Consider the following 13731-nt stretch of genomic DNA (forward strand, 5'->3'; position numbering starts at 1 on the left):
ATGACAGCATGTATTAAATTGCCATCATTGTGGGGTAAACGGCATATTCGCCGTTGTATTGGCGTCAACGGCTGTGATGAAATCCCCGCACCTTTCATTTTTACAAAATTTGTCGTTCAGGGACGAACGTCAGCCAGTGCATTTGCGTGGTGGGCGCCCTGGGTCAGTGGATTGCTCGGGAGACGGGTTTGTCAGCTTCAAAATACAATATGCGCAGCACGGCCCTAGCCCTTGCCGTGGCAGTCGGCGTCAGCGGTTGCGCCAGCATCGAAGAGTTTTCCCATACCCATAGCCGTACGGCCAACTGCCTGCTGGGCGGCACGGTTGGGGCCCTGGCAGGGGCGGCTGCGGGGGCGCTCAGCAACAAGGGCAATGGTGCAGTTATCGGTGGTGCGGTCATTGGCGCAGCCGCCGGTTGCGGTGCGGCGCTGGCGTATAAGGACCGCATCGACCGTTTACGCAGCCTGGCCCAGGAAGAACACCTGCAACTTGACGTTGAAACCCTCAACACCCCGGCGGCCACCGCCAGTGCTGCACCACAGGAGGCGGGTTTCGTCGCCCAGGTGCAGGACGAGGGCATGTTCGCTGTCGGCAGTGCCCAACTCAGCCCCGACGGTGAGCGCCAGGTGCGCAAGTTGGCCAGCGCCTTCGGCGGCCAGCGCGATACAGCGATTCTGGTGGTTGGCCACACTGACGCCACCGGCAGCGCGAGCTTCAATCAGCAGCTTTCCGAGCGGCGGGCACGGGCGGTGGCCAGCATCCTTGCCGAGCAGGGTATTGCACGCCAGCGCATGTACTTCCAGGGGGCAGGGGCCTCACGCCCGGTTGCGGACAACAGTGACCCGCTGCAACGTGGCAAGAACCGTCGAGTCGAGTTCGTCGAGGTCAACGACACCGCCACACTGGTCAAGCGCGTGAATGCCGAGCAGAACAATCCCAAGTACCTGGCCCACGGCACGGCGACGGTGGCCAAGTCACCCGCTCGGCAGGCAAAGCCAGCTGGCAGCTTGCCCGCCAGGCCCAGCGCGACAGAAAAGACGGCGGCTCCCGCGGCAAGCGGGCCAGCATTGGTTGTCCGTAGCGGAACTTTGATCGATTTCGGCGGGGAGGCAGTTTCCAGCAGCCAATGGACACTGGGGCAGACCATCACACCGAAAAGCGGTGGCTTCACACTGGTGTCCCCAGCTTATGCCAGCACCATCCCGGTGAGCAGCTGCGAGGCCGACCAGCCACGCGAAAGCGGCAAGGTGTTCAATCTCGCCAGTGGCCAGGCACTCGACAGCCATCCGACCGCCGACTATCTGCCGGGCTACAACAACCGCGTTTGGGCGCAAACGGTCAATGGTCACCTGGTGACCATTTCGCCAGTGTCGATCCTGCGTATGGATGCGGCGGTCGATCGCCAGCCGTTTATCCAGGTTGTGACTGACTACGCCAAGGGCAATCGCAAGGCGCTGATCAAGGCCGATGCGGTAGCCAACACCTATGAAGGTGAAGTCCGCGTGCTGTACCGGGTGTTCCTCAAAGATCCGCAAGCGCCGGTGTCCTGCATGGACGTGGTATTCAGCAAGGGCAGCGCCAAGGCCACCGATGGCGCGCTGTTCTACCCCCGCCGCGACGGCGAAACCTTTACCGCCCGGTTCGTGCCGGTTCGTACCTGAAACAGGGAAGACACATGCAAGCGTTCAGTTTCAACGAGTTGATGGCATTGGTCGTGGCCAACCGGCTGATCAGTGCCGGGGTCATGCTGGCCCTGGTTGCGGCGATCCTGTGCGTTATGCACTGGAAACAAGTGGTGTATACCGCCATGCGTGTCTGGCACGGCCTGCCGCTGATCGGCACGGTCGCCCGCCTGGCCCGGGCCAGTACCATTGCCGACAAGCGCAAATGGCTACTGAGCGAAACCACTTTGTGCGACGCCTATTACGACTATTACCAGGATGTCGGTGAAAAGAACGCCGAGTACTACAACAAGTGCGAAGCATATCTGGACGCCATCGGTGAAAGCGATCGCCGTGAACGTCCGCTCTGGGTCCTGGTGTTGACCTTCTTGCTTATCCTGTTCGAAGCCGTCGGTTTCGCCTATGTCCTGGTACCGTTCATCAACCAGAACCTTTCGAGCAACGACCAGACCTACCTGGGCTGGATGGCGGCGTTCTTGCTGTCGATCATCTCTGCCGGCTTCGCCGAAGCGGCAGGTCGCGCCATTCACCATAATGCCCTGGTCAGCAAGGCTCGGCACTGGTGGGAGAGCGACCCCGAGCGGGGCAGCAATGCTTTGAAGCAACTGCCGGGTATCCGCATCAAGGATACCTACAGCGATAACGGTGCCAAGGACTACAACCGTATCCTCGCGCGCCTCAATACCAATCACACAGTCACGCCCAAGCGCGGTTGGATCATCGGTTGTGCCCTGGTCGTGTTGATCATGGCCAGTGCGGCGTTTGGCATTCGTGCCTACCAGCTCAAGAGCATCGAGACCGAGATGGTCGGCAACCCGGACATCTTTGCCCAGCAGGTCGAGGGCGAAGCCAGCCCGTTCGAGCTGCCCGATGACTCGGCGACCCTGAACCAGCAGGCCAGCGACAACACCCTGACCGACAAGATGGACGCCATCCGCAGTGCGTCGCTGATCACCTTCGTCGTGCTGTCGGTCATTTACATCGCCATCCAGGCAGTGAGCGTCTGGCTGGCCTCAATCTTCGGTTTCGCGGGTGTGGAGTCGAAGAAGGCCTGGGCGTATTCGCATGCCTTCAACAATGCTGACGAACTCGAACGCTGGATGGAAAACCAGCGCATCCGTATCAGTGCCCATGCCGACCACAAGTTGCGCAAGCTGCAGATGAAGCTGTCGCGTCGCCCGACCACCAACCCGGACGTGGCGGTGGCCATTGACGCCTCGCAGAACCGCGACTTCAACGCCTTCGTGCGCCTGCGCCAGGAAGACAGCCATGCCCGCCAGGTGGCCACTGCCAGCCCAGCCAAGGTAGAGCCGGGCTCGCCAGCCGAAGCCGCGCCGCAGGATGTTGTCGCGGCGCCTCGGGAAGCCTTGCCCGAGATGCCTGCCGCAGCCCTGGACGCCTTGCGTAAAAAGGATCTGACGGGCTACAGCGACGAGCAGTTGCGCACCATCTGCCAGGCCAAGGGGTTTGACCTCGGTGCGGTGCTGGGACTGCGCGATGAACAGAAATTGTTGAAAGACTTCGAAGGCGTCTGAATGAAGCTCAAGACCTTGTTCGCCGCACTGTTCTGCCTGCCTGCGCTGGCCCAGGCCAGCGAGCGCAACGACGTTCCCGACTGCTATGGCCATGCCAGGATTGATGCGTTCCGCCAGGCGGGCAGCGGACGTGAGCTGACGGTGATCGTTGACCAGACCATCCCGATGCCCGAGAGCATCCAGAAAGCCGCCTGGGCCCAGGTAAACCATTTCGTCGGCCCTGGCGACAAGCTGCGCCTGTACAGTTTCTCGGCATTCGTGCCGGGCAAGTACATGCAGCTGCGTTTCGCCGGCGAACTGAATACACCTCTGCCAGGCAATGTTCGTGATGATGTCGGTATGCAGTCGCTGCGTACTTTCGACAAATGTCTAGTGCAGCAGCAGGCGTTCTTGCACAAGAAATTCGGGCAGGTATTCGTCCAGAGCCTTCGTGAGGCGACCGAGGACATTCCGCGCAGCGAGATTTTTCATTCGCTGCGCGACATTGGTAACGACCTGGCCTCACGCCCGGCCGACGAGCGCGTGATCCTGCTGCTGTCGGACATGCTGGAAAACAGTGACTTCGGGAGTTTCTACGCCAACAACCGAATTCGTGACCTCAACCCGGCGGCTGAGCTCAAGCGTGTTGGCGAGCGCCAGTTGTTTGCCAACCTGCAGGGGGCCCGCGTTTATGTCGCTGGCGCCGGACTGGTGACCCAGGACGTCAAGCACGCCTACCGTTCGGGCAAGACCATGGAGCAGTTGCAGCAATTCTGGAGCGGCTATTTCGCCGGCTCCAACGCCTCGCTGGCGGCATTTGGCACACCGAGCCTGAATGTCGACCTGCAGTAAACGGGCGAAAAAAAGGGGCGAACATGCAAATGTTCGCCCCTTTTTCTTTCAGCCTGTGCTGAGCGTTACTTCTTGGCCATCTTGGTGCTTTCGCTCAGGTAGTCGATGAGGATGCGACCGGTCTCGGCCAGGTAGGCGTCGTCTTCCGGCTTGGTCTTGTCATCCTCTTCCGGCAGGGCGTCCTCGTCGACTTTCTTCAGCTCCTTGAGCGGCTCCTCACCCTTGGCCTTGCGACGGATGTTCTCCATCGCCAGTTGCTTGGCTTCGACGTCATCGTGGCGGGCGCGGCGCTCCTGCTCGTTGAGGCTGACGGTCTTCTCGTCCATCAACTTCTGGGTCAGGGCCAGGCGGTCACGGATGTAGGTGAACTCGGCATCCTTGGCGCTGCGTGCGTTATGCTTGGCCTTGAGGTCAGTCAGGAACGGCTTGAACGGGTCGACTGCTGGCTTGACCACCGGGCGGATGGTGTCCCACGGCATGGCCTCAGGCAGGGCGCTTTCGCCGATTTCCTTGGTGTCGATGATCGACGGGTAGTCGATGTCCGGGAGCACGCCCTGGTGCTGGGTGCTCTGCCCGGAGACCCGGTAGAACTTGGCCAGGGTCAGCTTCAGCTCGCCATGGTTGAGGGGCTGGATGGTCTGCACGGTGCCTTTGCCGAAGGTCTGGCCACCGATGATCAGCGCACGGTGGTAGTCCTGCATGGCGCCGGCAAAGATCTCCGAGGCTGAGGCCGACAGGCGGTTGACCAGCAGCGCCATCGGGCCTTTGTAGAATGCGCCCGGGTTTTCGTCTTCGAGCACGTCGACACGGCCGTCGCTGTTGCGTACCAGCACGGTCGGGCCTTTCTCGATGAACAGGCTGGTCAGCTCGGTGGCTTCCTGCAGGGAACCCCCGCCGTTGTTGCGCAGGTCGATGACCACGCCGTCGACTTTTTCCTTCTGCAGTTCGGTGAGCAGTTTCTTCACGTCGCGCGTGGTGCTCTTGTAGTCTGGGTCACCGGCACGGTAGGCCTTGAAGTCCAGGTAGAAGGCCGGGATCTCGATGATGCCGAGCTTGTAGTCACGCCCGTCCTGTTTGAGCTTGAGCACCGACTTCTTCGCCGCCTGCTCCTCGAGCTTCACGGCTTCGCGGGTGATCGAGACGATCTTGCTGGTCTGGTCGCTTGGTGCATTGTTGGCCGGGATGACCTCCAGGCGCACCACCGAGCCTTTCGGGCCACGGATCAGCTTGACCACTTCGTCCAGGCGCCAGCCGACCACGTCGACCATTTCCTTGTTGCCCTGGGCGACGCCGATGATCTTGTCCGCCGGTGCTACCTGCTTTGTCTTGGCGGCCGGGCCTGCCGGCACCAGGCGCACGATCTTGACCTGGTCGTTGTCGCTCTGCAGCACCGCGCCGATGCCTTCGAGCGACAGGCTCATGTTGATGTCGAAGTTCTCGGCGTTGTCTGGCGACAGGTAGTTGGTGTGCGGGTCGTAGGACTGGGCGAAGGTATTGATGTAGGCCTGGAAGATGTCCTCGGCACGGGTCTGGTCCAGGCGCGCCAGCTGGTTCTTGTAGCGCTTGGTCAGGGTTTCCTGGATCTGCTTCGGCTCTTTGCCGGCGATCTTCTGGCGCAGCACCTCGTCCTTGACGCGCTTGCGCCACAGGTCGTCGAGCGCGGCCTGGTCCTTCTCCCACGGGGCATCCTTGCGGTCGATCAGCAAGGTTTCGTGGGTGGTGAAGTCCATCTTGTCGACGCCCTTGGCCAATTCGCCCAGGGCGAAGTCCAGGCGCTGCTTGACGCGGTCGAGGTAGCGCTTGTAGATGGTGAAGCCAGGGTCGAGGTTGCCGCTCTTGAGGAAGTCGTCGAACTGCGTCTTCCACTTGTCGAATTCGGCGATGTCGGCTGCGGTGAAGTAGCTGCGGGCCGGGTCGAGCAGCTTGATGTAGCTGTCGTAGATGATCACCGAGCGGGCGTCATCGAGCGGCGGCTTGCTGTAGTGGTGACGCTTGAGCAGTTCCACCACGTTGAGGCTGGCGACGATTTCGTCGCGGTCCGGCTGCAAGCTGTCCCACTTGTTGGCGGCCGCCGCATTGCCGCCGAGCGTGAGGCTGCCCAGGCCAACCATCAGGGCCAGGGCGGTGCTTGGGAGGAAATGCTTCATGCTGATTCGACGTGGAGGCAATTGATCACGCATAGTAGGCCGTCTTTTCCGTTCGCCGGTTCCATCGGAGCCGGACAAATACTGCAAAAAGCCTGGGGAGCGGGCTCCTCAGGCTCAGTCTGTGATTTAACTATGGAGGCACTGTGAAGGCATTGCAAGGCGTTGACGGACATGTGGCCTGGGTCGAGGCCGAACGCCCGGCCTGTGACGCGGGCCAAGTGCGCATTCGAGTGGCTGCTGCGGGGCTGAACCGCGCCGATCTGCTGCAGATGAAGGGCCTGTATCCACCGCCGCCAGGCGCCAGCCCGTACATGGGCCTGGAGTGCGCCGGGGTGATCGAGGAAGTCGGTGCCGGCGCTGATTGGCGCGTGGGCGACCGTGTTTGCGCGCTGCTGGCCAGCGGTGCCATGGCTGAAGAAGTGGTAGTCGATGCCCGCCATGTATTGCCGGTACCAGAGGGCTTGAGCCTGCACGAAGCGGCGGCGCTGCCGGAGGTGTATGCCACGGCGTGGCTGAACATCTTCCAGCTGGGCAAGGTGAAGGCCGGTGAAAAAGTGCTGGTGCATGCTGGCGCCAGTGGCGTGGGCTCGGCGGCGATCCAGTTGTGCAAGGCGTTTGGCAGCCCGGTATGGGTCAGTGTCGGTTCCCAGGACCGTCTGGACTACTGTGAGGCGCTGGGTGCTGCGGGTGGCGTGGTGCGTAACCAGAACCTCGACGCGCTGGAAGGCTTCGGGCCGTTCGATGTGATTCTGGACCCGGTGGGTGCCAGCTATGGCGAGCTCAACCTGAAACTGCTGGCCCGTGACGGGCGTTGGGTGATCATCGGCCTGATGGGCGGGCGCAAGTTCGAGCTGGACCTGGCCCAGGTGCTGGGCAAGCGCCTGGAGATTACCGGCTCGACCCTGCGCAACCGCGATGACGGCTTCAAGGCCGAGCTGCTGCGCGAACTGCAGCAGCAGGTGTGGCCGCTGTTTGCCGAAGGGCGCCTGTCGCCGCAATTGGTCGATACCTACCCGGTGGAGTTTGCCCAGGCGGCGTATGCGGAGCTTGAGAGCAACCAGGTGTCCGGCAAGCTGGTGATGATCATCGACCCTAGCCTGGCTTAAGCAGGCCAGGCCTTTGCGGGGCAAGCCCGCTTCTACAGGCCCATCACCGGATTCAAGGCCGGCGACGCACCTGTAGGAGTGGGCTTGCCCCGCGAAAGGGCCGGTACAGGTGCCTGAGATCTCAGCTCCAGCTCAACACCGGCCAGCCATTAGTCTCGGCATGCTCCCTGAGCACCGCGTCCGGGTTCACCACATGCGGATGATCGACCTTCAGCAACAGCGGCAGGTCATTGCGCGAATCGGAATAGAAACTCGCGCCTTCCAGGTTCTCCTGCTCCTGGTCCAGCCATTCCAGCAAACGGGTGATCTTGCCCTCGCGGTAGGTCAGCACCCCGTGGGTATTGCCGGTATACACCCCGTTCACCGCTTCCAGCTCGATCGCCAGGTACTCATCCACCCCCAGCCGCGCCGCAATCGGCCCGACCAGGTGCGTGCCTGAGGCGGAAATGATCAGGATCCGGTCACCGCGTCGGCGATGCTCGGCAATGCAGCGGCAGGCGTCGCCGTAGATGATCGGCTCGATCACCTCCTCGACCCACGGCTCCACCAGATGCTCGACTTCCTCCAGCGTGCGTCCGGCAATCGGCTCCAGGCTGAAGGCCATGTAATCCTCCATCTGCAAGTGGCCCTTGCCGTAGGCCTCCATCAGTTCATGGTCGCGGCGCAGGAACTCCTTGCCATCGACCCAGCCCAGCCGGGCCATCTGTTCACTCCACAGCGACGCGCAGTCGCCGTGGATCAGGGTTTCGTCCAGATCGAAAATTGCCAGTGCCATCTTGCTGATTCTCCTTAGGCCACTTCGCGCAGCGCCGTGGGGTCGATCGACAGGGAAACCCGCTGGCCGTCGGCATGCAGGTCCTCGGGCGAACGGTTGAGCACGTCGACCACCAGTTCCACCTCACGCACTTTTACGCGGTAGCGGATGACGTTGCCAAGCAGGCTGTGACTGCGCACCTCGGCGTCCAGTTCACCGTTGACGCCCAGGGTGATCGACTCCGGGCGGATTGCCAGGCGGCCGGCCACCGGGCGTTGCAGCAGGCGGCTGGCGCTGTCGGCGTCGAGCAGGTTGTAGTTGCCGATGAAACCGGCGGCGAACAGGTCCACCGGCTCTGTGTAGAGGGTTTCGGCATCGCCGCTCTGGACGATGCGCCCCTGGTTCATCAGGAAGATGCGGTCGGACATGGTCAGCGCCTCCTCCTGGTCGTGGGTGACGAAAATGGTGGTCAGCCCAAGCTCGCGCTGGATCGCGCGGATCTGCTCACGCAGGTGCTTGCGAATGCGCGCATCCAGCGCCGACAGCGGTTCGTCGAGCAGCAGCAGGCGCGGGCGGGTGACCAGCGAACGGGCCAGGGCCACGCGCTGGCACTGGCCGCCGGACAGCTGGTGCGGGTAGCGCCCGGCGAAGTTGCCCAGTTCCACCAGGTCCAACGCTTCACGCACACGCTGCTGGCTTTCATCGGCCTTGACCTTCTGCATGCGCAGGCCGAAGGCCACGTTCTGCTCCACGGTCATGTTGGGGAACAGCGCATAGCTCTGGAACACCATGCCGATGCCACGCTTCTGCGGGCTTACCGGCACGATGTCTTGGCCGTCGAGGAGGATCTTGCCACCGTCCACCGGGGTCAGGCCGGCGATGCAGCGCAGCAGGGTGGACTTGCCGCAGCCGGACGGGCCGAGCAGGGTAACGAATTCGCCGCGTTCGATCTGGCAGTCGATGTGCTCGAATACCGGGCTGCCGGCATAGCTTTTTTGCAGGTTATGTACGCTGACGAAGCTCATGTCAGGTTTTGTCCTTGTTCAGGCGGTTGGCGACCCAGGTCAGCACCAGCACGAAGGCGAAATACGAGATCACCAGCGCGCTGTTGAAGTGGCCACTGCTGTTGCGCATGTTGTTCAGGTAAACCTGCAGGGTCTCGTAGCGGGTGCCGACCAGCAGGTTGGCGAACACGAACTCACCAAACAGGAACGAGAACGACAGCAGCAGCGCCACCATCAGGCCCTTGCGCAGGTTCGGCAGCACCACCAGCAGGGCGGCTTGCCAGGTGCTGGCGCCGAGCAGCTGGGCAGCGTCCATCAGGTCGCGCAGGTTGATCGCCTGCAGGTTGTTGGTGATCGCCCGGTACATGAATGGCAAGGCGATGGTGAAGTAGCAGCCGATCAGGATCCACGGCGTGCCGACCATCGCCATCGGGCCGCTGCCATAGAGCTGCAGCAGGCCAACCGACGACACCACCGGCGGCACCGCGAACGGCAGCAGGATGAGGATGTTCATCAGTGCGTCGAGTTTCGGGAAATGGTAGTGCACCACAAACAGCAGCGGCAGGATCAGCACCACCGACAGCAGCAGTGCGCCCACGCACACCAGCAGCGATTGGCCGAACGCGGCCAGGAAGCGTGGTTCGCTCCACAGCGCGACGTACCATTTGAAGGTCAGGCCGCTGGGCAGCAGGCTCGCCGACCAGCTGGTGGCCAACGAGTAGAGCAGGGTGCCGGCCAGCGGCAGCAGCAGGATCAGGAACAGCAGGTACACCACCAGCCGATGGTAGAGCCCGGCGGAGGTTTTTTCAGCGCGCATGGTAGCTCCTCTTGAGCAGCCATTGATGAACCACCGTGACCAATGTCATCAGCCCCACCAGCACCATTGCCAGGGCGCTGGCCAGGTTCGGGTCGAGGCTGATGTCGCCGGCCACCAGGCCGGCGATGCGGATCGGCAGCACGTTGAAGTTGCCGGTGGTCAGGGCATAAACGGTGGCATAGGCGCCGAGGGCGTTGGCCAGCAGGATGACGAAGGTGCCGAGCAGCGCCGGGGTCAGTACCGGCAGGCCGATATGCCGCCAGAACTGCCAGTGGCTGGCGCCGAGCAGCGCCGCGGACTCGCGCCAGTCTTCGCGCAGGGCGTCGAAGGCCGGGTAGAGCAGCAGCACGCCGAGCGGGATCTGGAAGTAGGTGTACACCAGGATCAGGCCGCTCTTGGAGTAGATGCTGAAGTCCTCCAGCAGGCCGATCTGTTTCAGCAGCAAGGTCAGCGCGCCGTTGAATCCGAGCAGGATGATGAAGGCGAAGGCCAGCGGCACCCCGGCAAAGTTGCTGGTCATGTTGGCGAAGGCGCTGACGAAGTCGCGCAGCTTCGAGTCGACCTGGCGCAGCGAATAGGCGCCGAGGGTGGCGATGACGATGCCGAACAGGCTCGACCAGAAGCTGATCTCCAGGCTGCGTTGCAGCGCCTGCAGGTAGAACTTGGAGGCGAACACCTTGCTGAAGTTTTCCACGCCCCAGCCGGCTTCCGATTGCAGGCTGTTGATGGCCACCCAGGCCAGCGGGGCGATCTGGAAGATCACGAAGAACACGGCGAACGGCAGCAGGCAGAGCAGGGCCAGGTAGCGACCACGGTTGCCGGCCTTCACTTGAGCAGCTCCCAGCACACGGTCTTGTCATGCGCGGCGCCCAGCAGCTTGCAGATGGTCCCGCACAGTTCAGTCTGCAGCGGTTTGGCGGCCGGGTCGAGGCTGAAGGCGTCGCCGAACACGAACAGCGGCACCTCACGCTCCTCGGCCAGCAGGCCGTTGTGCGAGCGGTCGTTGTTCATGCCGTGATCGGCGGTGACCAGCACCTGGTAACCCTCTTCGAGCCAGCCCGGCAGGTAGTCGGACAACAGGATGTCGGCGCTGCGCGCGGCATTGCGGTACTGGCTGCTGTCCAGGCCATGGCGGTGGCCGACATCGTCGATGCTCATCGGGTGCACCAGGAGGAAATTCGGCGCATGGCGGCGACGCAGGTATTCGCCGTCGGCCAGCAGGTGTGAATCAGGGTAGCGATCGTCCCAGTAGAACAGGCCGTGCTGGATCGGCAGCTTTGGCGCGTGGGTGTGACGGTCGCGCTGTGGGTCGAAGGGGGAGCGGTTGTACAGCTCGCTCATCCAGTGATAGGCCGCCGCCGCGGTGCCCAGGTTGGCTTCGCGGGCGTAGTGGAACACGCTGCGCTGGTTGGACAGGCGGTTGACGTTGTTGTGCACGATGCCGCTGTCGATCGGCGCCACGCCGGTGAGGATGCACTCATACAGCGGCCGTGACAGCGAAGGCAGTTCGCATTCCATGCGGTAGAGCGCGGCTCGGTCGGCCTCGACGTAGGCGTGCAGGTGGCCCATGGCGTGGTGGGCGACCTGGTAGTTGAGGCCGTCGAGCAGGACCAGGATGACGTTGTGGTTCATTTGAAGCTCCGCGGGTTTTCAAGAGCGGCCGCTTTGCGGCCTTTCGCGGGTCAAGCCCGCTCCTACAGGCCGGCGCGGGCCTGCAGGAGCGGGCTTGACCCGCGAACGAGGGCGCAGCCCTCGCTGTTACTCCATCTCGATGATCACTTGCTCCTGCCACATCTGCGGCAGTTTCTTCGAGGTCGCTTCCCACACCTCGGCATCCTTGATCGGCTGCGCCGCCTTGTACTGCTCGTTCGGCAGCAACTTGGCCTGCACATCCTCCGGCAGCTTCAGGTGCTCGGCACGGATCGGCCGCGCATGCCCCTTGGCCAGGTTGATCTGCCCGGCGTCGCTGAAGATGTACTCACGCGCCAATTTGGCCGCGTTCGGGTGCTTGGCGTACTTGTTGATGATGGTGGTATAGCCGGAGATCACCGTACCGTCAGATGGGATCAGCACTTCGAAGCGCTTGGGGTCGATCTGCTCGCGGTAGCTCAGGCCGTTGAAGTCCCACACCACACCGACCTCGACTTCGCCTTTCTCGATGGTCTGGATGGTCGGGTTGGCCAGCGACAGGCGCTTCTGCTGGGCCAGCTTGGTGAACAGCTGCAGGCCAGGTTCGATATTCTTCTCGTCACCTTTGTAGGCGATGGCCGCAGCCAGCACGCCGTTGGCAGCCTGCGCGGCGGTGCTGACGTCACCGATGGCAACCTTGTACTTGCCTTTTTCCAGGTCGTGCCAGCTGGTCGGGCGATCGCCTTCCTTGACCAGGTCTTTGTTGATGATGAAGGCAATGGTGCCGGTATAGGCCAGCGCCCAGTGGCCGTCCTTGTCCTTGGCCCAGTCAGGTACCTGGTCCCAGGTGCTTGGCTTGTACGGCTGGGTCACGCCCTTGTTGAAGGCGATCGGGCCGAAGGCGGCACCGACGTCACCGATGTCGGCGCTGGCGTTGTCCTTCTCGGCTTCGAACTTCGCGACTTCCTGAGCCGAACTCATGTCGGTGTCACTGTGCTTGAGGCCGTATTTGCTGGCCAGGTCTTCCCAGGTGCCTTTCCAGTTGGCCCAGGCATCGGGCATGCCCACGCTGTTGACGTTGCCTTCCTTGCGGGCGGCGTCTTCCAGGGCCTTGATGTCGGGGCCGGCGGCCATCGCCGAGGTGCACAGGGTAATGGCCGAGCCGAGCAGTGACGCCATGAACAACTTTTTCATCCGAAGCTCCTTGGGTGGGTGCCTTTAGCGATCGTTGTTATGAATGAAGCTGTTTTTGCTGACCGTTGGTCTAGGTCAGCAAAGCTTGAGCCAAGGTAGGCCGTTTGCGTGACAGTTTGATGTAGGGCAGGGCTTGCAAAGGCCTTGAAGCTACAGCGTAGACCACCCGATCATCCCGGCTTTGCTGGCTTGGCGCGTTTCCGGCAGTGGCTGACCAAGGCTTTTGTCACAGGATGTTCATCAGCCCTGCCTAGGCTTGCACTATTCTCCAGAGGCCTCGTCATGGGGCTGGACTAGTCCAGATAGGTAACCTTTTGATGCAGTCGACGCCACCGCGCGCGGTAACAGCCATCTGCCATGCCCTGCAGGAGCAGATCGAGCACGGCTTGCTGGCGCCGGGCGGCAAATTGCCGGCCGAACGCAAGCTCAGCGAGGTGTTCGCCACCACGCGCATCACCCTGCGCGAAGCGCTGGTCCAGCTGGAAGCCCAAGGACTGATCTACCGCGAAGAGCGGCGCGGCTGGTTTGTCGCGCCGCAGCGGCTGACCTACGACCTGATCGAGCGTAGCCACTTTCATGCGATGGTGCGGGATCAGGGCCGGGTGCCCACCACCGAGCTGCTCTCGGCGCGCCTGCAGCCAGCTTCGGCGGCCATCTGTGCACGCCTGCAGTTGCCGGCGCTGTCCAGCGTGGTGCGGATCTGCCGGTTGCGGCGCATCGATGGGCGGGCGGTGCTGTATGCCGAGCACTACCTGAACCCGAAGTATTTTCCTGGCATCCTCGACCAGGACCTGGCGCAGTCGCTGACCGAAATCTACGGGCGGGTGTATGGCATCCAGTACGGGCAGGTGTGCTTCGAGATCCTGCCGACCGCCTTGCCGGTGGAGGCGGCGGGGGCGTTGAAGGTGTCGGCCGGCAGCCCAGGCCTGCATATCACCCGGGTCAACAGCGACCAGCATGGGCACCTGATCGACTGTGACCTGGAATATTGGCGGCACGATGCCATTTGCATCCGCGCCCAGGCGGGTTAGG

Annotated in this window: 12 protein-coding genes; 5 read left to right on the plus strand and 7 right to left on the minus strand. The window is 62.6% G+C overall.

Annotation, left to right across the window (positions count from 1 at the left end; genetic code table 11):
- Window positions 1-209: 209 nt before the first annotated feature.
- The 3 genes from BGP85_RS20105 to BGP85_RS20115 are packed head-to-tail and all read left to right on the plus strand — an operon-like array spanning window position 210 to window position 4048.
- Entirely contained in the window at window positions 210-1661 is a 1452-nt protein-coding gene (locus tag BGP85_RS20105; protein WP_103449550.1) for an OmpA family protein, read from the plus strand.
- A 14-nt stretch (window positions 1662-1675) separates the two neighbouring features.
- Window positions 1676-3217, plus strand: coding sequence for a hypothetical protein (locus BGP85_RS20110; RefSeq protein ID WP_103449551.1), 1542 nt, complete (start codon window positions 1676-1678; stop codon window positions 3215-3217).
- Window positions 3218-4048 carry a hypothetical protein gene (locus BGP85_RS20115; protein ID WP_103449552.1) on the plus strand — a complete coding sequence of 277 codons (831 nt, stop codon included), beginning with the start codon at window positions 3218-3220 and terminating at the stop codon, window positions 4046-4048.
- Window positions 4049-4113: 65 nt separating this feature from the next.
- Here BGP85_RS20115 and BGP85_RS20120 read toward each other — a convergent pair whose 3' ends face one another.
- Window positions 4114-6195, minus strand: a complete 2082-nt coding sequence (locus BGP85_RS20120; RefSeq protein ID WP_181004543.1) for a carboxy terminal-processing peptidase — start codon at window positions 6193-6195, stop codon at window positions 4114-4116.
- Window positions 6196-6338: 143 nt separating this feature from the next.
- Between BGP85_RS20120 and BGP85_RS20125 the strand changes: the two genes are divergently transcribed.
- Entirely contained in the window at window positions 6339-7301 is a 963-nt protein-coding gene (locus BGP85_RS20125; protein ID WP_103449554.1) for an NAD(P)H-quinone oxidoreductase, read from the plus strand.
- A gap of 121 nt (window positions 7302-7422) precedes the next feature.
- Here the strand turns inward: BGP85_RS20125 and BGP85_RS20130 are convergent, their stop codons facing one another.
- The 6 genes from BGP85_RS20130 to BGP85_RS20155 form a co-directional block, all read right to left on the minus strand.
- Window positions 7423-8076, minus strand: coding sequence for an HAD family hydrolase (locus BGP85_RS20130; RefSeq protein ID WP_103449555.1), 654 nt, complete (start codon window positions 8074-8076; stop codon window positions 7423-7425).
- Between the two features lie 14 nt (window positions 8077-8090).
- Window positions 8091-9080 (minus strand): ABC transporter ATP-binding protein, encoded by a 990-nt coding sequence (locus tag BGP85_RS20135; protein ID WP_103449556.1) that lies wholly within the window; start codon window positions 9078-9080, stop codon window positions 8091-8093.
- Between the two features lies 1 nt (window position 9081).
- The gene (locus tag BGP85_RS20140) at window positions 9082-9876 is read right to left on the minus strand and encodes an ABC transporter permease (RefSeq protein WP_103449557.1); all 795 of its coding nucleotides are present in this window, start codon (window positions 9874-9876) and stop codon (window positions 9082-9084) included.
- A complete protein-coding gene (locus BGP85_RS20145; protein ID WP_103449558.1) occupies window positions 9866-10705 on the minus strand; it encodes an ABC transporter permease in 840 nt (279 codons plus the stop codon). The genes BGP85_RS20140 and BGP85_RS20145 overlap by 11 nt, the downstream gene beginning before the upstream one ends.
- On the minus strand, window positions 10702-11508 hold the full coding sequence (locus tag BGP85_RS20150) for an alkaline phosphatase family protein (RefSeq protein WP_103449559.1): 807 nt from the start codon (window positions 11506-11508) through the stop codon (window positions 10702-10704). Before BGP85_RS20150 ends, BGP85_RS20145 begins: the two co-directional genes overlap by 4 nt.
- Window positions 11509-11634: 126 nt before the next feature.
- Window positions 11635-12699, minus strand: a complete 1065-nt coding sequence (locus tag BGP85_RS20155; RefSeq protein WP_103449560.1) for an ABC transporter substrate-binding protein — start codon at window positions 12697-12699, stop codon at window positions 11635-11637.
- 317 nt (window positions 12700-13016) lie between these two features.
- Between BGP85_RS20155 and BGP85_RS20160 the strand changes: the two genes are divergently transcribed.
- Window positions 13017-13730, plus strand: coding sequence for a UTRA domain-containing protein (locus tag BGP85_RS20160; RefSeq protein ID WP_103449561.1), 714 nt, complete (start codon window positions 13017-13019; stop codon window positions 13728-13730).
- Window position 13731 lies beyond the last annotated feature (1 nt).

Origin of the sequence: Pseudomonas putida (assembly GCF_002906855.1) — a bacterium.
Classification (GTDB): Bacteria; Pseudomonadota; Gammaproteobacteria; order Pseudomonadales; family Pseudomonadaceae; genus Aquipseudomonas; species Aquipseudomonas putida_N.